Source organism: Psychrobacter sp. AntiMn-1 (assembly GCF_001854065.1).
Classification (GTDB): domain Bacteria; phylum Pseudomonadota; class Gammaproteobacteria; order Pseudomonadales; family Moraxellaceae; genus Psychrobacter; species Psychrobacter pacificensis.
This window is the reverse complement of the sequence record NZ_CP012969.1, coordinates 1,942,373-1,964,618: the sequence shown is the minus strand read 5'-3', so window position 1 is coordinate 1,964,618 and position 22,246 is coordinate 1,942,373. Positions and strand designations below refer to the sequence as shown.

At 44.0% G+C, this 22,246-nt stretch carries 21 protein-coding genes; 6 read left to right on the top strand and 15 right to left on the bottom strand.

Annotation, left to right across the window (positions count from 1 at the left end):
* Nucleotides 1-18 precede the first annotated feature (18 nt).
* From AOT82_RS08325 to AOT82_RS08315, 3 genes are all read right to left on the bottom strand, one after another.
* Nucleotides 19-486, bottom strand: a complete 468-nt coding sequence (locus tag AOT82_RS08325; RefSeq protein WP_071002621.1) for a DNA polymerase III subunit chi — start codon at nucleotides 484-486, stop codon at nucleotides 19-21.
* Between the two features lie 75 nt (nucleotides 487-561).
* A complete protein-coding gene (locus AOT82_RS08320; protein ID WP_071002620.1) occupies nucleotides 562-2,220 on the bottom strand; it encodes a leucyl aminopeptidase in 1,659 nt (552 codons plus the stop codon).
* A gap of 180 nt (nucleotides 2,221-2,400) precedes the next feature.
* Nucleotides 2,401-3,018 carry a cysteine hydrolase family protein gene (locus AOT82_RS08315; protein ID WP_071002619.1) on the bottom strand — a complete coding sequence of 206 codons (618 nt, stop codon included), beginning with the start codon at nucleotides 3,016-3,018 and terminating at the stop codon, nucleotides 2,401-2,403.
* Between the two features lie 484 nt (nucleotides 3,019-3,502).
* Here AOT82_RS08315 and AOT82_RS08310 point away from each other — a divergent pair, with 484 nt between their 5' ends.
* On the top strand, nucleotides 3,503-4,792 hold the full coding sequence (locus AOT82_RS08310; RefSeq protein WP_071003725.1) for an LPS export ABC transporter permease LptF: 1,290 nt from the start codon (nucleotides 3,503-3,505) through the stop codon (nucleotides 4,790-4,792).
* Entirely contained in the window at nucleotides 4,792-6,000 is a 1,209-nt protein-coding gene (gene lptG / locus AOT82_RS08305) for an LPS export ABC transporter permease LptG (RefSeq protein WP_071002618.1), read from the top strand. The genes AOT82_RS08310 and lptG overlap by 1 nt, the downstream gene beginning before the upstream one ends.
* Nucleotides 6,001-6,090: 90 nt before the next feature.
* On the opposite strand, the gene AOT82_RS08300 is transcribed toward lptG, so the two are convergent.
* Nucleotides 6,091-6,711, bottom strand: a complete 621-nt coding sequence (locus tag AOT82_RS08300; protein ID WP_071002617.1) for a class I SAM-dependent methyltransferase — start codon at nucleotides 6,709-6,711, stop codon at nucleotides 6,091-6,093.
* A gap of 205 nt (nucleotides 6,712-6,916) precedes the next feature.
* Here AOT82_RS08300 and AOT82_RS08295 point away from each other — a divergent pair, with 205 nt between their 5' ends.
* A complete protein-coding gene (locus tag AOT82_RS08295) occupies nucleotides 6,917-7,624 on the top strand; it encodes a hypothetical protein (RefSeq protein ID WP_227517129.1) in 708 nt (235 codons plus the stop codon).
* Between the two features lie 679 nt (nucleotides 7,625-8,303).
* Here AOT82_RS08295 and AOT82_RS08290 read toward each other — a convergent pair.
* The 7 genes from AOT82_RS08290 to recN form a co-directional block, all read right to left on the bottom strand.
* Nucleotides 8,304-8,642 carry a DUF3817 domain-containing protein gene (locus AOT82_RS08290; protein WP_071002616.1) on the bottom strand — a complete coding sequence of 113 codons (339 nt, stop codon included), beginning with the start codon at nucleotides 8,640-8,642 and terminating at the stop codon, nucleotides 8,304-8,306.
* Nucleotides 8,643-8,689: 47 nt separating this feature from the next.
* Complete coding sequence (xerD, locus tag AOT82_RS08285) at nucleotides 8,690-9,628, bottom strand: site-specific tyrosine recombinase XerD (RefSeq protein ID WP_071002615.1); 939 nt, start codon at nucleotides 9,626-9,628, stop codon at nucleotides 8,690-8,692.
* Nucleotides 9,629-9,657: 29 nt separating this feature from the next.
* The gene (gene tusA / locus AOT82_RS08280; RefSeq protein WP_071002614.1) at nucleotides 9,658-9,984 is read right to left on the bottom strand and encodes a sulfurtransferase TusA; all 327 of its coding nucleotides are present in this window, start codon (nucleotides 9,982-9,984) and stop codon (nucleotides 9,658-9,660) included.
* 57 nt (nucleotides 9,985-10,041) lie between these two features.
* Nucleotides 10,042-10,545 (bottom strand): hypothetical protein, encoded by a 504-nt coding sequence (locus AOT82_RS08275; protein WP_071002613.1) that lies wholly within the window; start codon nucleotides 10,543-10,545, stop codon nucleotides 10,042-10,044.
* A gap of 85 nt (nucleotides 10,546-10,630) precedes the next feature.
* Nucleotides 10,631-11,131, bottom strand: a complete 501-nt coding sequence (ruvX, locus tag AOT82_RS08270) for a Holliday junction resolvase RuvX (RefSeq protein ID WP_071003723.1) — start codon at nucleotides 11,129-11,131, stop codon at nucleotides 10,631-10,633.
* Nucleotides 11,132-11,257: 126 nt separating this feature from the next.
* Entirely contained in the window at nucleotides 11,258-11,821 is a 564-nt protein-coding gene (locus AOT82_RS08265; protein WP_071002612.1) for a YqgE/AlgH family protein, read from the bottom strand.
* 158 nt (nucleotides 11,822-11,979) lie between these two features.
* On the bottom strand, nucleotides 11,980-13,659 hold the full coding sequence (gene recN / locus AOT82_RS08260; RefSeq protein ID WP_071002611.1) for a DNA repair protein RecN: 1,680 nt from the start codon (nucleotides 13,657-13,659) through the stop codon (nucleotides 11,980-11,982).
* A 719-nt stretch (nucleotides 13,660-14,378) separates the two neighbouring features.
* Here recN and ppnP point away from each other — a divergent pair.
* Both ppnP and rlmB read left to right on the top strand, forming a co-directional pair.
* Nucleotides 14,379-14,714 carry a pyrimidine/purine nucleoside phosphorylase gene (gene ppnP, locus AOT82_RS08255; RefSeq protein WP_058023616.1) on the top strand — a complete coding sequence of 112 codons (336 nt, stop codon included), beginning with the start codon at nucleotides 14,379-14,381 and terminating at the stop codon, nucleotides 14,712-14,714.
* Between the two features lie 246 nt (nucleotides 14,715-14,960).
* A complete protein-coding gene (gene rlmB, locus AOT82_RS08250) occupies nucleotides 14,961-15,731 on the top strand; it encodes a 23S rRNA (guanosine(2251)-2'-O)-methyltransferase RlmB (protein WP_071002610.1) in 771 nt (256 codons plus the stop codon).
* Here rlmB and coaE read toward each other — a convergent pair.
* The 4 genes from coaE to pilB all read right to left on the bottom strand — a co-directional run bounded on the left by coaE (nucleotide 15,694) and on the right by pilB (nucleotide 20,553).
* Complete coding sequence (gene coaE / locus AOT82_RS08245; RefSeq protein ID WP_071002609.1) at nucleotides 15,694-16,380, bottom strand: dephospho-CoA kinase; 687 nt, start codon at nucleotides 16,378-16,380, stop codon at nucleotides 15,694-15,696. The two genes, rlmB and coaE, sit on opposite strands and share 38 nt — an antisense overlap.
* A 103-nt stretch (nucleotides 16,381-16,483) precedes the next feature.
* Nucleotides 16,484-17,386 carry a prepilin peptidase gene (locus AOT82_RS08240; RefSeq protein WP_071002608.1) on the bottom strand — a complete coding sequence of 301 codons (903 nt, stop codon included), beginning with the start codon at nucleotides 17,384-17,386 and terminating at the stop codon, nucleotides 16,484-16,486.
* Between the two features lie 7 nt (nucleotides 17,387-17,393).
* The gene (locus tag AOT82_RS08235) at nucleotides 17,394-18,617 is read right to left on the bottom strand and encodes a type II secretion system F family protein (protein WP_071002607.1); all 1,224 of its coding nucleotides are present in this window, start codon (nucleotides 18,615-18,617) and stop codon (nucleotides 17,394-17,396) included.
* Between the two features lie 220 nt (nucleotides 18,618-18,837).
* Nucleotides 18,838-20,553, bottom strand: a complete 1,716-nt coding sequence (gene pilB, locus AOT82_RS08230; protein ID WP_071002606.1) for a type IV-A pilus assembly ATPase PilB — start codon at nucleotides 20,551-20,553, stop codon at nucleotides 18,838-18,840.
* A gap of 667 nt (nucleotides 20,554-21,220) precedes the next feature.
* On the opposite strand from pilB, the gene tpiA reads away from it, so the two are divergent.
* A complete protein-coding gene (gene tpiA / locus AOT82_RS08225) occupies nucleotides 21,221-22,033 on the top strand; it encodes a triose-phosphate isomerase (RefSeq protein ID WP_071002605.1) in 813 nt (270 codons plus the stop codon).
* Nucleotides 22,034-22,246 lie beyond the last annotated feature (213 nt).

The following is a 22,246-nucleotide window of genomic DNA, read 5'->3' as shown; positions in this document are numbered from 1 at the left end:
GAGAAATAAACGGCAGCGCTATACCCTAAAGTGGGTCAACTCATAGCCTAATTGCTGATAGGCTTTATATTTGTGGCGACCTTCTTGGGTACTGGTAGCATCAGGTCGGATCAGCTCAAGGACGCGAGAGGGCTTGGCATTATTGGTCGTAGCCATAAAGCCAGTCACCGGACGTGTCGTTGTATTGAGCACGATACCATTAAAGTCTGCTGGCATATAACTGCCGAGCAATACGGGCGCTAAAGATTTGTCGGCGTCAGAGTCATCGGCTTTAGAATGAATATCCGACAGGCATTGATGCGGTATAAAGCTCGTGGCATCTTGTGCCCAAAGTGCTCTATCTAGCTCTGCTAGCAACGTTTCATCTTCGATCAAAATCAACAAAGACTGCGTGCTTTTGTTCAGCGCTGTTTGAGTCAACTGACAAATAAAGCCCAAGAAATCTTGGGCTTTACTCTCACTTAATACATAAAAACTGATCTTCATAGAATGGTTTTCATAAAGTATTTGATAAAATAGCATTTATCAATAGACGGTCGTTAATGCACTGCCATTGATCGATTAAGCCATATCCGCGCTGTTTTTCAGGTACTGCATAAATAGCGGTACTGGACGACCAGTTGCAGCTTTGTCTTTACCTGAGTTCCATGCGGTACCAGCAATGTCTAAATGCGCCCATGCCTGACCTTCTTCAATGAAGCGAGACAAGAAGCAAGCGGCAGTCACTGCGCCCGCACCTTTACCACCGATGTTTTGGATATCAGCAATTGGCGAGTCAATCAGTGCTTGATACTCATCATCAAGTGGCATGTGCCAGATAAGATCACCTGATAAGTTGCTCGCATTCTCGAGATCAAATAACACATCTTCATCATTACTAAAGACTGCCGAACGCACATGGCCCAATGCAACCACGCAAGCACCCGTCAATGTGGCGACATCGATGATGGCTTTTGGATTATAGCGCTGTACATAGCATAAAGTATCAGCCAGTACCAAGCGACCTTCGGCATCGGTGTTCAGAATTTCAACAGATTTACCATTCATGGCTTTGACAATATCGCCTGGGCGCGTGGCATCACCTGATGGCATGTTCTCAGCACAGGCGAGCGCACCGACCACGTTGATTGGTAGACGTGCTTCACATAAAGCTTTGATAGTACCAAGTACTGAGGCTGAACCACCCATGTCAAACTTCATCTCATCCATTGCCGCGCCTGGCTTGATTGAGATACCGCCTGAATCAAAGGTCACGCCTTTACCGACCAAGACGATAGGCGCATCATCATTTGTAGCTTGTGCATTATTGTCGCTAGCTTTGCCGGCTTTCTTAGCGGATTTTTTGGTTGGTAGTTTATCAGTGAGCGCTTTTTTTAGACCAGTCACTTTTGCGTTGCTAATCGTTTGCTCGGTGGTGCCAGCGTTTGCACTAAATGAGGATTTACCGCGGTACTCCATGATGACAAGCTGACCTTCTTTGGTAGAACCTTGAGCCACTGATAAGAAACAGTTCATACCCAGCGCTGACATCTCGTCTTCACCGAGTACCTTGACAGTCAATAGGTCAGGATAGGTTTTTGCAAGTTCTTGTGCTTGCTCTGCCATATATGCAGGGAAACAAATATTACCTGGCTCATTGGCGACGTCACGAGTGAGGCTTTGACCGGCGAATACTGCCTCAGCAAATGCGAGTGCAGGCTGTAGTGAGTTATCAGCTAACAGATAAACATCAGTCAATACAGGCGTTGCTTGCTCAGATTTATATTTGTCAAAGCGATAGCTGGCTGCCAATAGGTTTAGGGCAAATTGACCAAAATGGCTTTCTTCTAGCGCATCACCTAAGGCAACGGTAATAGACGATACACGCTTTTGCGTGCTGCTATAGATGGTCTTGGCAATTTTTTGCAGTACGGTATTGCTGAATTTGTCCGTGTTACCAACACCAACCAACAATAGCTGTACAGGGTTTTGTTTGGTGGTTTTTTTATCCCCTGCCAATGCATAATCAGCAACGGTCTCACAGGCTGTGCCCTTAAAATGAGAGACTTCAATCAATTGCTCAATACGAGCGGTATAGTCTGTCAGCATGGAGTTGGCAAGGATGTTTTTCTTATCATCGACCAAGACCACCAGACAAGCGTCGTCTTTACTTTTGGCTTCTTTTTTGAGGATTTTTTGCGTATGCGTCTTTGGCAGGTGCTGAGATAATTTGATATTCATATAGTTATCCTTATTAGAGTTATGAAAATGATGCAATTGCTGGTGCCTGTTAGATTATTGGATTATTTGGCTTGTAGAGCAATCACGATAGTGTAGCATATTGCGATGATGGTGCGCAGTTTGCACCGTTTAGGTAAAATGTCGGAACCGTTTTACTTGATCAGTGGTTAGGGATTCACGCTAACCTTTCACCAACTCATCAGTCGTTACTAACGCACTAAACCTGTCTTGTAGCGCTGCCATCGCGGTGTCATGCATGACCTCAGCACTGATGGTTTTTCTAGTAGCACTTGGGAGATCGCGAGTGGCACAGGCGTCGTGACAGACAAAATTGTCAAAACCCAGATCAAAGGCAGCTCTCACACTGGAACTTACGCACATGTGGCTCATAAAACCTGCAAAAATAATTTGTTGTTTGTTTGCAGACGAGAGTAGTGATTGTAGCTGCGTATCATAAAACGCATTGGGATGGTTTTTGACAATCACGGTTTCACCATCATGCGGCTGTAGCTCTTCGACGATCTCGACGTTAGATGATAAAGGATCAAAGACATTGCCATTTTCTGCACCGTGATGGGTGATGTGAAAGATAGGGACATCTTGCTTGCGGGCTTTATCCAGCAATAGTCGTGCGTTGTCGATGGCCTTAGCGCCTGCTTGACCTAATGGCATGGCACCATTGACATACTCGTTTTGATAATCGATAAATACGAGGGCGCAATTTGACCAATCAAGTGTATCGAACTCACCACCAGCAAGTTCAAGTAAGGTTGCGGGCGTAGATGTGGTATTAGTCATTGGTATTCTCCATCACATTAGATGACATAAAAATAGTTTTATCCGTCAGTCAGTTTAGCAATTAATAACAGAGATAGAGATTCGATGATACGAATGACAAACAAACCTTTCCAAACTAAATAAAAAACGTATTGGAGAAAACCCTGTTAAACCAATTCCATATAAGATTTCATTAACGATTTATCCGATATTTGATATGTTTATCGTCTACCGATAGTAATGCGCTATCAGTAAGGTGTACGTAATGTTTGCAAACACATTTCACAGCCATTTTTAGGCAAAACATGCTAGGATTAGCGGTTATATTTGTCGCTTGTGTTTGTTGAGTAGGACTAATCAGTCACTCAGTAATTGTCAATATTATTTGAACGTATATGATGCCCATGATGCATTGTTATTGTGCTCAAATATGACGATAGACCCCCCAATCCATCATGCGCATACCAACTGTTTAAGAGTACCCATTGTGATATTACGCCGCTATATGACTCGACAAGTTGCCTTGACCACTGCTTTGGTGCTGGGGTTTTTGGTAGTAATGATGCTAGGCGGTCGTTTGATACGTTATTTTGGCATTGCTGCTGAAGGCCGTTTGGATATTAGCCTGCTGTTTACGATCATCGGGTACAACCTGCCGTATTTTCTAGAATTGATATTACCGCTAGCCTTTTTTATCGCGTTGATGCTGGTGTTTGGTCGTTTATATGTCGATCAAGAAATGGCTGTCATCAATGCCAGCGGCGTGTCTCGCGGTAGGCTGGCGCGCCTGATGACACCATTGATATTAGCGTTGTTTGTCGGTGAGGCGGCGCTATCTATTGTAGGCAAACCATGGGGCGTACGCTCATCCGAGGCGGTGTGGCAGCAGCAAGCATTGACCAGTGCGTTTGATCTGATTCGTCCGAATGAGTTTATAAGCAGCGGTAACTACCATCTATACGTGGGTAGTCTCAGCGATGATAAGAAAAAACTACAAGATGTGATATTGATCCAATCTGAACCGACGCCAAAAGGCAATACTGGCAAAAGCGCTGATATGAATAATACGATTGATCAAGAAACCGCTGATCAAATGGGCATCTCTGATATGCCAAAAGATATTATAAATAGAGATGCAAAAGACATCAGTAAAGACACCATCACGCTCGCCAAGCGTGCTGAACAGGTCAATACGGGCAATAGTGGTGTGACCCAGTTGGATTTGTTTCAAGGTCGTCGTTACGAAGTGGGTGCAGGCAGCTTGAAATACAATCAAGTCGCCTTTGACCGTTATCGCATCACCCTCACCGAATCCTCACAAGAGGTCATCACTGAAGACAATATCGAGACCCAACCGATTGGACCTTTATGGCAGGCGGCAACAGGTGATGCACAAGCTGACACCAATAATGCGCTGCGTGCTGCTCAAGGTGAGCTTGGCTACCGTCTGGCACTGCCGTGGCTGATGATTATCGCACCGATGCTGGCTGTACCGCTTGCGCAAGTGCGTCCACGCCAAGGGCGTTGGTTGCGTCTATTTCCCTCTATCTTATTATTTGTCAGCTGTGCGCTAGGCATCATCTCGCTTAAGAACGCAGTGAGCAAAGGCAGTATTAGCGTATGGGCTTACGCATGGCTGGTATTAGGCTTTATGGCACTAGCGCTTTATTTGAATTGGGGTAGCCGTGTGCAACATCGTCTGCGCTTTCGTAAACAAGAAAATAGATTAGCCGCCGCCGCGCCTATCAGCAGTCTGGACAATCAACACAATAGCTCACAAGGAGGGCAGTCTTAATGCGCTCTTTATTTGCTAAGTCTGCAGGGGCTGGTCAGCTGGCCAAAAAACCTGCCAATTTAAAAGTCCTCAGCCGTTATGTCAAACTCAACGCCTTACTTGCTATTATCGCGGCCGTCGTTGGTTTATGGGCGTTACAGCTGGTCTTTTCTTACTTATCAGAGCTCGATTCGTTAGATGACAGTTATACGATGGGGCAGGCACTCAAGTATATCTTTTATCGCTCGCCTTACTTCTTAGAGCAATTCATCCCAACGGGTGCGCTACTCGGTGCCGTCATAGGATTGGGCTTACTTGCTAATAAAAGTGAGCTGGTCGTCATGCGTGCGGCTGGGGTCAGCATCTATCGTATCGTCGGCTGGGTGTTACAACCTGCCTTCATTTTTGTGCTACTGGCATTGGCGATTAATCAGTTCGTGCTACCGCATTCCAATCAATTGGCAAAGCAAATAAACGATGAGGACAACACATCGCTAGTCACTTCGGTGCGCGGCTATTGGACGGTGCAGCCACGCTTTGAAAATGCACAAGATGGCAGCGCGACACCTGATGGCAGTGATATTTTATATATCGATTATGCCGATGTTGCCGGTAATATCGGCGAGGTAAAACGTTGGCATTTAGATAACAACGGTAATCTGCAAACGGCCGTTCATGCTAATGGCGGAAAATATACGGGGCGTGAGCCTATCGATGTGACCAGTGACAAGCCAAGCGAGCAGTATCGCTACGAATGGCAGCTGAACGACATGGTCGAGCTTAGCATTAATCAGGGCTTTGAGAGTAGCCAAGCCGTTTCACCATCAGATACGCTCAGCTTACCATTCGCTCCAGAGTCGGTGTATCTACTGACGCGCAAGGCAGAGGATTTGTCTCTGACGCAACTATACGAGCATCGTCAGTTTATGCAAGAGCAGGGCAAGCGCTCCTTGGATCATGAAGTGGCGTTTTGGCAAAAGCTATTATCACCTTTATCAATATTGTCACTGGTCATTGTTGCTTGCTCATTCGTCTTTGGCTCGCTACGGACGCACAGTTTGGGCTTGCGTATCGTGGTGGCTTTGCTGTTTGGCTTGCTCTTTAGCTATATTCAGGACTTGGTCGGATTTATATCGCTTGCTACAGGATTTTCGCCCATGCTGATGGTGTTATTACCGATTATCGGTAGTGCGCTATTGGGTGGTTATTTGATAAAACGCCAGATGTAGAAAGACAGTTGGTCATACAAAACAAAAAGCACGCTAGATCTATTTTAGCGTGCTTTTTTATGACGATCTTTTATGGTTGGATGCTGAAGACTAATCTTTGGTCGCCATAGTAATCGTATAGGTTTTGCCCTGCTTGATTTTTTCGCTATTACCGAACACTTCGGTAAACGAGCGCTTCATAAACTGACGTAAGCCATTGATCGTCACCACATAAAAACGCCCACCTTGACGCATGCGGGCATAAGCATCGAGGAAATACAGATAATGCTGCTCTTTACCGACTTTGGCAGGCAAGTTTGACATCACAAGGCTAAAGTCTTTGTCGGCTGCCACATGATTAAAGCCATTGGATAAATGCACATCGACGTTTTTTAGACCATTTTTTTCGCAGTTACGGCGCGCATATTCTACCGCCATAAAATCTTTATCAATCAAAGTATGCTGACCGTTTGGACATTCGCGCGCCGCCGTCATGCCAAGCACACCATAGCCACAGCCCAAGTCGATTGAATCATCATCTTCTTGGAAATCTACATAATCAAGCAGCATCAAACTGCCATCATCGAGCTTTTGCGGTGAAAAAATACCCCACGTGGTTGCAAAATCAAACGGCTTACCTAGTACGTCATCCGTAAAATGTATATCTTCGCGCCAGTGTTTGGCTTTTTTGAGGAGGTCGGCAGGGGGACGGTGGTTTGTAGAGTGGCTCATGGGATTCTCAAATAATAGATAGGTAAAAGGTTAATAAGCTATGGCAGGTATTGTAGCGAGAAAAGGGTAGGTTTGCAGCTATGGATTACAAACGTTTTTCAGTCAAACTGCTAAAAAAATATTGATACTATTAAAAGATAAATTATGCTTTTATCAAAATAGGTAAGTGCACAAATCCTACAGCGGTGACTCAAAGGACAATAATGTGACAAATAATCTTAATAAAGATTGGACACCAACATTCGGTACCGTCTATACATGGTTTGCCATGGATAAAAATGGACGGATTGCCGTTCTGGTGAATAACTGCTGGGGTAACCTACCGCAGTCAGTTTTAAATATCCCTAACGCTGAGCTATTGTTAGATGACTTAAATGAATACATGTGGGAGGAGTCAAAAACATATACGAACTATCCGCAGGATAAAGCGGGAGAGCTAATAGTGGATCTATATTCTTATTGGAGTAATAAGGATAGGTACCGCAAAAAAGTTTCGATAAGCACTGTCGGTAAAATTGGAAAATGGCATGGATACATTATTGACTTGTACTGCTTTTTCGAAAACAAAATGATGAGTCGCAATAAGATTACTAAAGAATTAACTGCTGAGCTTAAGCGAATAAAAAATTACAGTGATGCGAATTTATCGGTAAATAAAGGTTGCTTTTTATATTTTGCAGTAGACGGGTACAATGAAGGTGATGACTATCCAGTAGGCTATGAGGGTGCGACCAAAATGGGCGATTATTACCGTTATCTTGTACCTACAATCTACGCATCTATTGAGGATTTTCCACAAGCGCTTTGGCACGGTATAGCCGTTTCAGACACCCTAGACTTTACCAAAGATAGAGTCCTTGATAATAATAAGATCAATACCTATTTTACTAGGAATTATCAAATCACTAACTAACTCATAACCCTTATTATGCGCTTAATGATAGTAATCCGAAGGCGACCAGTTTGTTATCGACCAAACCCAGACTGATACCATTATCAGTACTATAGTCGGTTCACTATAAAATCGATACAATAAGATTAAACGCTATTTTTCGCAGCCTCTGGAGACATAGTCACAGCAAGCAAGAAAAATAGCGTTTAATCAAATGAATTTATTATCCTGTATCGTTTTTATTTAGACTTAACTATAACAGTACTTCCATTATAGTTTCTTAATAATAAGCTTTCTGAATAATTAATTTTATGAATGTTGAGAGATGTGAAAATAATTTTTTGGTCTATAGGCGTATATTCAAAAGGCTCTCTGTAGTAATGAATCTTTTGATGGTCAAAAGTAAAACCTATCACTACACTGTTTAGAAGATAAAATTGTAAAACACCATAAGAGTATATTTCGTAATTTTTACCTTTCTGTGGCTCATATTCTATAGGCTCGCCAAAAATATTTATAACCTTACTCTTATTCGCTTTTAACGCTAAACCATTGAATTTTTTTTGTTACTAAGAATTCTTCAATATTTTGAAGCGATACTGTCACTACTCAACCTCATTGATCGCTTACTACACACAACGTCTACAAACTTGCTATTACCACATACGGATAAATTTCCGTAAATAAAATAATTTCTAGACTACTCCCCCAAACGTTTCTTTAACACATGATCAAACACAAACGGCCCAAAGGGTAAAAACGAGCCAAGCACACCAGCAGGGAGCGCCCACAGCGGCATTTTGATTTTATGTGCCGTGATAAAGAGCACCACAATATAAGCGATGAACAACACTCCATGCACAGGCCCGACGTAGCCCACCATTTCAGGCATATTCAGCATATATTTGAGTGGCATGGCGATACCCAGTAGCAGCAAAAAAGACGTGCCTTCCAAATAACCCATCACGGTCAGTTTTTTTAGCGCAAATGCTTGTGCGTTAGTGAGAGTGGGCTTGGATGATGGTTGAGATTGCGGCACAGTATGATCCTTTGCTGATGAGTCAATATATAAATTAAGCGCTCGCGCTAACCACGTGGATGATGCACCGCATGCAATTGCTGCAATCTTGCCGTCGCTACATGGGTATAAATCTGTGTGGTAGACAAATCACTATGACCAAGCAATAGCTGTACACTACGCAGATCGGCGCCATGATTGAGCAAATGCGTGGCAAAGGCATGGCGCAGCGTATGCGGTGATAGTTCCTTGTCGATACTGGCTACTTTGGCGTAACGCTTGATAAGATACCAAAAGTTCTGCCGCGTCATATAGCCGCCTTGCGCGGTCAAAAACACTGCTTGGCAATTGCCAGATTTTAGATGGGCAATCAGATCGCCGCGCCCATGAGACAGATAATCTTCTAGCGCATCGCTGGCGTATTCACCGAGTGGCACCAGTCGGGTTTTATTGCCTTTACCTGTGATTTGTAGCCAGCCTGCGTTTAGATTGACTTGTTCAAGTGACAGATTAATCAGCTCACTGACGCGCAAACCGCAGGCATAGAGCACTTCTAGCATCGCTTTGTCACGCAATCCAAGCGCCGTACTGGTATCAGGTGCGGCAAGGAGATTATCGACATCAGCCTCGGCCAAATCCTTTGGTAACGGGCGTCCAAGCTTTGGGCTTTTGATACGCTCGCAGGGATTGTCTTCGCGCAGATTGCTCGCTATCATCCATAAATAGAACTGACGCAGACTTGAGAGCATACGCGCTTGGGTGCGTGGGGTTTTACCATCTTGGGCAAGCAGCGAAAGGCAGTGCAGCACATCATCAGGCTGCCAGCGGGTCAGGGCGAGTGGGTTGGTCAACTCACAAGAACGCAAGTCGCGCACATACGCATTACGGGTACGCGTCGCCAAACCACGTGCTAGCATGGCTTGACGAAACTCAGTCATATAAGACGGTTCATCATCGACTGCCAGCGCTTTGGGCTGACGCTGTTGTACGGCGCGGTCACGACTCATAAGATGCTCGGATATAGGTCAGATATAAGTTAACCACTTTTTTTCTTCACCACATAACGATACAGCGTCGCGCTTGCTGGCATGGTGTCATCGCCATCAATAGTGATTTCATCAGGGTCAGCGTCTAGGTTGATGTTTTCTGCCAGTGTTTCTTGAGTCATCAGCTCATGACCCAGATGACGACAGAAATTTGGAATGTCGCGAGTGGTAGCAGGGTCAGTGGCCAGTATCTCAATCACCTCACCGCTATCTGCTTTTCGGATGACTCGGTGCAGCATCATCACAGGCTCAGGACAGATCAGCCCCTGCGTGTCTAGATGATGGTCGATGGTCGTATCTGGTATAGAAGTAGTCATAGTCATTATCGTAAAGCTAAGTAGGTAGGTTAAAGAATGGATCGTTTGTTTAATCACTTACTGAGGTGTACTGTCTAGATCGTCTACGGCTGTTGTCTCTTTGTCAGTATTTGCCACGTCTAAGAAGTTAAAAAAGCGCTTAAAACTGACTTTGAATAAAAATGCCACACCCAACCAACAGGACAGTCCTAACCATGCCGTATCAGCAAATAATAAGCCACCGATCAATATGATGGTCGATACGCCAATACTCATGGCAATCATCGAGGGTTGGTTTAAGCGATAACGATAAACCACAAAAGCATCATAAAGCGTAATGGGAATGGTCAATGCAACCAAGGCATAGGGCAGATTGTAAAACAGTTGATACAGTAGTTGATTATCATGAAATGTCTTGATACTGGCAATAGTACCAAAGACCGTAAATGCGAAAATAGCAGCATAAATCAGGTAAATCGCTATCTGATTTGCACGCTGCGCGCCTCTAATACGAGCAATAGCAAGCGGAGCAAAACCAGATTGCGACTTAGTATGCAAGTCTTGGTCTAGGGCAGTGGTCATAGTAATCAGTCATTTATCTGTGAGTAGGTACGATGTAGCAAAATGGTGCGACAGAAATAACAGTTTCTTCTACCTATCTGCCTAATTAGTCTGCTTTGACCGCATCAATAGCGATACTACTATTTGGATCCGCAAAGTAAGTCGACATCAGGATACAAGCAGAGATATCATCAATCGGATCACGTTCATGCTTGATCCAGCCGTTGTCCCATGCGATTTCTCTTGCTTCGATAGAGGTTAAACGCTCATCACATAATGATACGGTCACTGGCAGATGCTGCTCCATAATTCTATGCGCCAGCCGCCGCGCGAATTTATGTGCGCGTTTTGAGAGCATGGAGCTGCTACCATCCATATTAAGTGGCAGGCCGACCACGACTTGTGCCACGCCCCAGACTTTGATAATACCGATGAGGTTGTCCCAGTCGGGCTGACCATTATTCATCGCCAAGATGTCAAAAGCGCGTGCGGTTTGGGTCAAGCTATTACCGAGTGCCATGCCCATTTTTTTGACACCATAATCTAGCGCCAAAATAAGATGCGGTTTGATCTTTGGTTCAATGGCATCAATCTCAATGTCACTCATATTGCCACTAACCTTGCCATTAGTGTCAATGTCATCATCAATGGTATCTTCATCATTTGCTATAAAAGGGCTATATACCATATTAAAGGCTATCCTTTTTTATCTGTATTCATAGAGCATGTGCTATTAAGCATGACCGATGTCACTGCTAAGATAGTCAAAGTTGACGCCGATTTTGTCAGCGGCGATTTGCCAGCGCTCTTCGAACGGCGTATCAAACAATAAAGTCAGATCGGCAGGGCAGACGAGCCAATCACCATTACCCAGTTCTTGGTCTAACTGTTTTTTGCCCCAGCTGGCATGACCCAAGCACAGTTGATAGTGACCGACACCTTGACCTGCCGCGATACGCTTTAGAATATCTTGGCTGGTGGTGATGCAGACATTCTCTGAAATCGCAAAAGAAGACGCCCATTCAGGCTGACCTGTATGCAGCACAAAGCCCACCTCAGGATACATAGGGCCACCTTCTAACGCCACATCTTCCATCACTTGCGGATTAGTCACTTCAATATCTAAATCTTCTAGCAGTTTACCCACTCGCGCCTGCTCTAACGGACGATTGACCATTAGACCTAGCGCACCATGCTTATCATGGCGGCAGATATAAATGAGCGCCTGCTCAAACCTTGGGTCTGACAGCTCTGGCGCCGCAATTAAGAAGTGGTGAGTCAAATTGGTATTAGGCATAGAAACAAACACAACCGAATAATAAGGGTGAGAGACCACTATATGGTGATAACCAATAGAAAAGCAAGATTCGCGCCAATTGCTACTAACCGATACAGAGATTTAACAAGTGTCTTTATCTGTCGCACTGTTCAAATCTCTTAATCGTCTATTCGGCGTTATTTGACATCAGACAGCAAGCTACGAGCATGATCGCGAGTCACATCAGTGATCGTGACGCCACCAGACATACGCGCCAGCTCATCTACTTGCGCTTGATCGGTTAGGATTATCAGCTCACTTTCGGTCTGTTCTTGATGGTGCTTTTGTACCAAGATATGTTGGTGCGCTTGCGCCGCGACTTGTGCTTGGTGAGTGATCGCGAGCAATTGCTGCGTTTGCCCAAGCGCGCGTAGTAGCTCGCCGACCACCTGCGCCGTACCGCCGCTGATACCGACATCGACTTCATCGAATACGAGCATGGGTTTGGCAGCGTTGTTATCAGCGTTGGTTGCTTGCAAGACTTGCATGACCAGCGCCATTCGTGACAGCTCACCACCTGAGGCGATTTTATGCAGTGGCTGCATGGGCATACCGACATTGGCACTGAACAATAAATCAATATCGTAGCAGCCATGTGCATTGTACTGGCTAGGCTCTGTCTTTTTGGTAAAAACGAACTCGCAGCGCGCATTGGGTAAGGCAAGCGGTTGTAGTTGTTCTATAAGCTGTTTACTAATGGTTGGTGCCGCTTTTGTACGCTCTTGATTTAGCTGTGTGGCCAGTGCTAGATAATCCTGCCAAGCTTGCTCAATTTGCGCGGCCATCGCATCACTGCTCGGCTCGTTTTCTAACTGCTCTAATTGCTCTTGCCAAGCTTTTGCTTCATCAATCAAATCGCTCGCTGGCAAGTTGTACTTACGTGATAAGCGATGACCTAAACTGATGAGATTGTCTAATGCTTGTAAGCGCTCAGGGTCGGGCAGTTGCTGCTCGGCATAATCTGACAGTAGCGCCGTCACCTCGGTGATTTGTTGCTGCGCCAAATGCAGCTGCTCAGAGGCTTGCTCAAAGGTTTGGCTGACACCAACTTGATGATCGCAAAGTTTGATTACTTGCCCGAGCAAGGTCATTACATCTGGCTCATCGGTATCGTTGTCGAGCAGATGCAAGCCATGACTGGCTTCCATCATCAAAGCTTCAATATTAGAGAGCTCCTCGTGCTCAGATTCAACTTCTGCATAGTCCACAGCCAATAGAGGGGTGATGTCTGCCAGTTGGCTTTGTAAAAGTTGAATACGGTCTTGACGCTGAGCCTCGCGACTTGCAATATCATCAGCGCGACGCTTTAGCTGCTGATACTGCTGATAGCTACTGGCTGTCTGACGCGTGAGTGGCGTTATTTGTGCCATCTCATCGAGCCAATTCACCACAAACTGCGGCTTGAGTAAGGCTTGCTGAGCATGTTGGCTATGAATATTAACCAGTAATGCGCCCAAGCTTTTTAGCTCAGCCAAACTGGCAGGCGAACCATTCAACCATGCTTTTGAGCGACCAGTATTGCTCAGCTGCCGCCGAATAAGTACTTCAGGCTCGTCTAGCGCCCGATCATTCTTGGCAAACCATTCGGCAATGACGCTGTTGTTGTGTACATCAAACTGAGCATAAATTTCTGCGTTGTCTGCGCCATGTCTGACCATCGCGCTGTCTGCGCGTGCACCTACACACAAGGATAGTGCATCCAGCAATAACGACTTGCCAGCCCCTGTTTCACCAGTGATGACATTGAAGCCTTCCGCCATACTCAGCTCATGCTGAGCGATCAATGCAAACTGATGTAAAGTTAATGATACTAGCATCAACGCCTCTCATGACAGACAATGAACTTCATATAAATCTTAAGAAGCCATCTATAAAATAAGATAAATAAAGCAATGAATTTATCTATTTAACGACACTAAATAGATAAACATTGTAGGCAAACAGTATGGTGCTAAATGTTCTCAAATACAAACATTAAGGGAGTGTATAATCGAATTTGTGATTGGAAGATTACCACAAAATTATCAAAAACTGGCAATGAGTAATCGCTGTAATATCAATCATTAAGAGGGTTGATTATAGCAAAATTATGTCTATATACTAAGCGCGATTTCGGACAAAATTCATAAAAATAGACCCAGTATAATGATGTGTTAATGGCATAAAAGCAGATAAATAAGCCCATTTGAGCCCAGCATCAAATAGTATTTTCCTAGTCGCTTTAACAAACTTTATAGAGATAATGTGGTAGCATAATCTCACATAATGATAAAATCTTCTTGTTATATTGATGACATACGGTGCATGATAACGAGTCATGATTTTGTAAAATTACAGGCGTATAGTGAGAAGAGTATGCCAATCAGTCATTATTCCAAAGCGTTTTCATAGAACCTGTGGCTACTCTTAGCACGCAGATATCTAGTAGAGAAGGATACCGCACTCAGTGCAGAGAGGTGTGTTGATGACGCGGCTCTAGCGGTAACCAGTTACTTATTTTTTAGTTTTACCATAATTATTTGATAAGGAAGCCACTATGACAGCGGCGCAATTTACTAACGTAACAGTTAATGCCCAAGCGACAGTATCTTATGATGGTCGCTGTTCCAGCCATACCATTATGTTTGAAGACGGTCGTCACAAAACCTTGGGTGTGATCTTACCTTGTGATAACTTGGTCGAGCATTATCACTTTAGCACCAATACATCCGAGCGTATCGAAATCACCGGCGGCGAGTGTGAAGTGAAAATTAATGGTGATGACGAGTTTAGCTACTACCGTGCTGGTCAATCGTTTGTTGTCGAAGGCAATAGCGGTTTCAATCTACGTACCGAAGAAATCGTCCAGTATGTCTGCCATTTAGAAGGTTGATATTATCAACAATGCGATTAAGTTAATATTGGCTGCAATTAAGCTAGTATCATCAGTGAACAGCTAACGCCATCAAATATTAATGACCAAACAATAAACAATATCAGATTGGTATTGTTTATTTCTGTTTTTAGTGCTGACTTAATCGCTCCCTCATTGCCAACGAGTTGCAGTGCTCAATGCCAATGACATTCTTCTTATTCCATCGCTTAGCGCGATATCCACCTAATACTTAATAGGCCTGTTATGGCAAAACCCATTTATTTTTACGGCATTCATGCCATTGATGCGTTACTTAAACACCGCCCTTTGGATGGTCTTAGCTTGTTTGTGCAACAGGGACGCGAGAGTGACAGCCATGTACAAGCCATTATGGCTGAGGCGGAAGCTAATGGTATCAGTATCCAGCCGACCCGAAAAGATAAGCTGACACAGCTATGTGGTAGCCCGCAGCATCAAGGCGTGGTACTCAATGCTCGTCCGCTAGGTTTTGCTGATGAAGGTCTGCTTGATACCATTATTGGTCGCGAACAGTGCTTATTGTTAGTGCTAGATCAAATCACAGACGCACATAACTTTGGCGCTTGCTTGCGCACAGCCGTAGCAATGGGTGTGGACGCCGTGGTTTGTCCGAAGCACCATGCAGCAAGCCTGACGCCCACAGTCGCTAAAGTATCTGTTGGGGCCGCAGAGATGATGCCGATTATTAGTGTCACCAATTTGGCACGTACACTTTCGCACATCAAAAACGCAGGAGTATTTGTGTTTGGTACGGCGCTCAATGCCGATGCGAAGCCTATCCATGCCGCTGATCTGACTGGCAAAACAGCCATCATTATGGGGTCAGAAGGAGAGGGGATGCGCCGCCTGACAATGGAGAGCTGCGATGAGCTGGTTTATATTCCGATGTCAGGAAACGAGCATGGCAACCTACAAAGCTTAAACGTAAGCGTCGCTACTGGTATGGCACTGTATGAGGTTAATCGCCAGCGAACTTTAGCTGCTGGGCAAGCGTAAGGTACTCTTGGTGTAGGGGTTCTAGCTGTAAGTATAGAGAGGCAAGGTCGCTCTCGTTAAGTATGATATCGTCTGCATGACGATTGCGCTCTTCACGACTAAGCTGGTTGGTCATAATGGCTTTGATTTTTTGAATACTTTGATCATCACGCTGACTGGCACGCGCAAGCTGCGTGTCTTCGGTGGCATCCATCACAAGGATACGTTGGCATAAATTGGCAAGACCTGCTTCTGCTCCCTCAATGAGTAGAGGTGCGGACAATACCACATAAGCTGAGGTGCTAGACTCTAACTGTGCTTTGGCTGTCTCACGTATCGCTGGATGCGTGACCGCCTCAAGCTCAATAAGCGCTTCAGGGTTTGCAAATACGTGCGTGCGTACGGCCGCTCTATTCATTGATCCGTCATCATTTAATACCCAATCGCCAAATCTTTTTTGGATTTTGCGCAGAGTATCGCTGCCTTTAGTAACGATCTCATGAGCGATCACATCGGCATCGATAATATCGATCCCTTGCTCAGAAAACCAAGCACTAGCAGCGGATTTGCCACTACCGATCCCGCCTGTTAAACCAACGACGAGCGTCTTGTTTTTTGTCTGTAGATTCTGTGGTTGACGCGAATAAGATTGTGCGGCTTTATTTGACATAATGATGGCTTATTTGACAGAGGTAGTAAAAGCAGTGACTAATGAAGAAATTGCTTATCAATAATCGTTACTGTAGATTAGGGGAAAATTTTACTATCAAGACTCAGTAAGTATACATACCAAGATACCAGCTGACGATATCTGAGCCGTATAATAAAGCAACAATGCCTGCGACAGCAATGTAAGGACCAAAGGCAAAAGGCCTGCTCTCACCTTGTTTTTTCATCAAGATTATTCCGACGATCGACCCAAGCAAGGATGATAATAAAATAATTAATGGCAACATCATGGGCCCGAGCCAAGCACCTAATACTGCTAGTAATTTAAAATCACCTTGTCCCATCCCATGTTTCTTAGTGATTAAGTAGAATACTTTAACGACGATCCAGAGTGATAAAAATCCGAAGAGTAAACCCCATATCGACTGCGTTGGTGAGACAAACCAGCCTTGTGAGTTGACGGCCAATCCTAGACCTGCTAGTGGAAAAGTCAGGCGATCGGGTAGTAGCTGCGTATCAAAATCAATACCGGTTAGAGCCACTAGTGTCCACACTAAAACGAGCGCTGACAATCCAGTTGCATTGACACCGAATTTGTAGATCACGAGCACCGATAGTAAAGCGGTTACTAACTCAACTACAGGATAACGCAAACCAATCGCAGCTTTGCAGTTTGAGCAGCGCCCTTTTAGTGCCAGCCAGCTGATTAAGGGTATGTTTTCATACCATCTGATCTTATGAGCGCAATGGGGGCAGCGTGAGGCAGGTCGACTCAAAGTAATGGGTTGGTCAGTAGCCACGACATTCGCTATAGGTAACGTATGCTCGCGTGGCATATCTGCCTGTTCGCTCATAAATTGGCTACATTCTTGTCGCCAACCGTAAATCATCATAAGTGGGATACGATGAATCACAACATTTAAAAAACTGCCAACACAAAGACCTAACAAACCAAATACGACCAAGGCTAGAGCTATATTTTCTTGTAGTAACTGTATGAATTGCATTAAACCATTATCCTACGACTGAGCCCATTTGGAAGATTGGTAAGTACATCGCAATGACCAGACCACCAACTAATACACCCAGTACAGCCATGATCATAGGTTCCATTAAGCTGGTCAAACCATCAACGGCATTGTCGACTTCGTTTTCGTAGTATACAGCGACTTTATCTAGCATGTCTTCCAAGCTACCAGACTCTTCGCCGATACCCACCATTTGAATAACGAGACTTGGGAATAAATTGGTTGAACGTATGGAGAACTGTAGTTGCTGACCAGTAGAAACGTCATTTTTGACCTGTTGAGTGGCGTTATAAAACACGACATTGTTGGTCGCACCAGCAGTAGAATCTAGCGCATCAATGAGAGGTACACCAGCGGCAAAAGTCGTAGATAGCGTACGAGCAAAACGCGCAATAATTGCTTGATAAGCAATATTACCAAAAATTGGTGCTTTTAGTACCGCACGGTCTAAAAAGTCACGGAATTTTTTAGAGCGTTTTTTGGCTTCTGAAAATCCGATAATAGCCCCACCGATAAAAATAATTAAAATAAACCACCATGCTTTCATCCACTCAGACATACCCACTACCATTTGAGTAAAAGCAGGTAGCTCTGCGCCAAATGACTCAAATAGGTCTGAAAATACAGGCACGACTTTTATTAGTAGAATCATAGTAACGATAATGGCAACTACGATGACAGCAATCGGATATTTTATTGCTTTCTTAATCTTTGCTTTTAGTAGTTCGCTTTTTTCTTTGTAAGTCGCTACACGCTCAAGCATGGTCTCTAGCGCACCCGATTGTTCACCAGATTCGACGAGTGAGCAGAATAGATCATCAAAGTAACGAGGGTGTTTACGTAGGGCGGAAGCAAAGGTGCCACCTGCTTCGATATCAGCTTTGATTTGTAGCACCAAGTCTTTCATACTTGGATTATCAAGCGAATCTGCTACAATTTCAAAAGATTGAGTCAGCGGGACACCTGCTTTCATCATCGTTGCCAATTGTCGCGCAAAAATCGCAATATCAATGGCTTTAATTGGTTTTTTGAAGGTGTAGAGCGGTTTTGGTTTCTTCTTGATACCTTTAACCGTGATCCCTTGCTTGCGTAAAGTTGCTTTGGCTAACTCTAAGCTACGACTAGTGGTTTCGCCTTTCACCTTTTGTCCACGTCGGTTTACGCCATCATAGACAAAGTCCAACAGCATGTCAGTCTTAGCTTTTGCCATATTACTACCCTCGAAATTGTCTAATATAGATATTGCAAACATAAAGCAGAATACCAGACAAAATTATTGGCTGGTATACTTTATTTTAGCGCAAAAAACCAGTGCCTATCTGTTTTATTTTTAAGTATATCTATTAGATAGTATTTCTACGTTAGGAGCCTTTAGAAAGAAAAATACTAGAAGATTAATAGCTGCATATACGACTTAATGCTTATGCTACTTATTCAGAAGTAACGCGCATCATTTCTTGAATACTAGTGACACCTTGCAGAACTTTTAAAACCCCAGAACGGCGTAGATCTCGAAAACCATTTTTGAGCGCCGCATCTTTGATATCTATGGCATTGCCATCTTCCATAATGATACGTGAGATGTCGGGGCTGACCTTCATCACCTCATAAATACCTACACGGCCTTTATAACCTTCACGGCACTCATTGCAGCCCACTGGCTCATAAATCACGTTGTCTGGATTATCCAAATCTGCATCAGTAAAACCAATCTCTAGCAAACTTTGACGAGGGATATTGATCGGTTTTTTACAGTTCTTGCACAGTCGCCGTGCCAAACGCTGGGCAATGACTAGGTTAACTGAGGTTGCAATATTAAAAGAAGCCACACCCATATTACGCAAACGCGTCAAGGTTTCAGGTGCTGAGTTAGTATGCAAGGTTGAAAGCACCATGTGTCCTGTTTGTGCCGCTTTAATAGCGATCTCGGCAGTCTCCAAGTCACGAATCTCACCAACCATGACAATATCAGGATCTTGACGCAAAAAAGACTTGAGCGCATTAGCAAAGGTTAGGCCGACCTTAGCGTTGACATTGACCTGATTGATACCTTCAAGGTTAATCTCCACAGGGTCTTCGGCGGTTGAAATATTGGTGGCACCAGTGTTTAAGATATTGATACCTGTGTAAAGAGAGACTGTCTTACCAGAACCAGTAGGGCCAGTAATCAGTAGCATACCTTGCGGTTTGTGCAGCGCTTCTAAAAACATCTCCTGCTGATCGGGTTCATACCCTAGCGCATCAATACCAAGCATGGCTGATGAAGGATCTAGGATACGCAAAACGATTTTTTCACCGAATAAGGTCGGTAACGAGTTCACACGGAAATCAATAGCTTTAGTTTTAGAGATTTTGAGCTTGATACGTCCATCTTGCGGGACCCTACGCTCTGAGATGTCCATCTGTGACATGACTTTCAAACGCGCTGCGATTTTGTTGGCCAGTTGGACTGGCGGATTGGCTATCTTTTCCATCACGCCATCAACACGGAAACGTACTCGGAAGGATTTTTCGTAAGGTTCAAAATGCAAATCAGAGGCACCCATGCGAATGGCATCGACCAACATTTTATTAACGAATTTTACAACAGGTGCCTCATCGACCCCATCGCTAAGCTTCGTTTCACCGTCATCGTTACCTTCATCACCATCTTCAAAATCAACATTCAAGTCACTATTAGAAAAACTATCAAAGCTCTGCATCGTATCAGCGTAAACGCTTTCGATACGCTTTTTTAGCTTGTTTTCTTCAACAACAATCGTTTCAATAGACAAGCGAGAATTAAAGGCAATAGCATCAATAGCATCAACACGAGTTGGATCACTGAGCGCTACAAATAAGCGTTGGCCGCGCTTGAATAATGGCAATGCATTAAACTTACGGACGATTTTTTCATCGACTAAGTCCTTTGGAATGACATCAGTGCTGAGCGCATCGAGATCGAACAAGGGATCGCCAAAGGCTTGTGATAACATTTGAGCAAGGTCATAAGAATCAGCCAGTTTATTGTCTACAAGGTACGGCACCAATCCGATTTTCTGCTCCTGCGACTCAATCTGTGCCGTTTTCATATTTGCTTCGCTAACGACACCATCACTGATGAGCTGCTGCGCTAGACCACCATATTTACTGGTTGTAATAGACATTATGACCTCTCCTTGATAAAGGGTTTGCACACCGCTTTAGAATACAGGCTACTATATATGCTTTAATATATTTGCGGTAATGGATGCGTATTTTGATTCAGCAAGTTATTTCTACTTCTTTCGTAATAACTTAGAGAGCATTTAGGGCGTGTTGAACATTCGACCATGGCACTGACAGCGACTATTTTTTAGGCGATTCGATGTTAAAAATAATAAGTTTAGTCATTCTAAGCGCTTATTTTTAACGATGAAGCGGCAAAAAAGAGTCCTGTCCCCTGCTTTTATCGTTGGGGCTGATGCTAAAACTGCCCCATACTGCGTTACAAATCTCGCTAAGGCATCTGCATTATCGTCGCTTTGTGCCTTGTCTGGAACAATTTTAGCGATCAGCAGCGCCTATTTGCGAATGTTCAACACGGCCTAATAATTTTTAATTTCTGTTAGACACAATATACGACTTTACTTTATTTTAGTTTAAAGGCTTTCTACAAATGATTAAACAATCAATACGTCAAAATCTCTGTTTTTAGTTGTCATTTTTGAACATAGGTATTGAAAAGCACCGCTGCTTCTGGCAGCACACTACTATAGCACTTACGAATTATTTGTTATACTGGCGCGCATATGAGCCGAATTGGCGCGAATACATGAGACAAGGTAAATAAGTATGCAAGCTTGGGTGATCGGTAATTGGAAGCAGAATCCAGCAACTAGCCATGATGTTGATGCGCTGTTAAATGACCTGCTGACTAAGGTTGATGCTAAAAATCAAGCTAAAATGCCAACCTCTAGTAGTCAATGCAAATTGATGGTAGCACCAAGCTGTATTCATTTGGCCGCAGTCAGTGCACGCTTAGCAAATACTTCAATAATCAGCGCCGCTCAAGACGTGAGCGCTCATAGTGCAAGCACAGGCGCTTACACTGGAGACTGCTCAGCACAGCAAGTCGCAGATACAGGAGCTACTTGGACGATACTTGGTCACTCTGAGCGTCGCCAGTATCATAAAGAATCTCATGACTGTCTAATAAATAAACTGTCTCATGCGTTTTCTCAAAATCTTGGTGTGGTGTTCTGTATCGGCGAAACGCAAGAACAGTATGATAATGGTCAAACACTTGACGTTATCAATGAACAACTCTCAGTGATTAAAGATATGCTTGTTCAGCAACCAGATTTAGCAGCATCGTTATCTGAAAAGCTACTCGTCGCTTACGAACCTGTCTGGGCAATTGGTACAGGTAAAGTACCGACTGTGGCAGAGGTCAGTAAGACTCATCAACATATCAAGCAAACCGTTGCGGGCTTTGCTGACATAGCAGCTGCGATTACCGTACTGTATGGCGGTAGCGTTAATGCTGATAATGCTGATAGCTTTGCTTCTGACTCTATGATTGATGGCGCATTGGTTGGCGGTGCCTCATTGAAAGCAGATAGCTTCTTAGCGATCGCTGATGCTTTTAGTCAAGCGAATGCTTAATCGAATAAATAACGCTCAGATATCAGTATCATAGCTGATAGACAGTATGGTTTTATCAGTTGGTAAAAGTAGGTTTAACAGTACCCTTGCAATCGTGTACAATGCGCCTTATTTATATAATCGATTTGGTATCATCAGATGCTAGTCATTATTTTTATTAACCTTATGTTTTATTTTCCGTTATCAGTCGTCATTACGCGGCAAAAGAGGCCA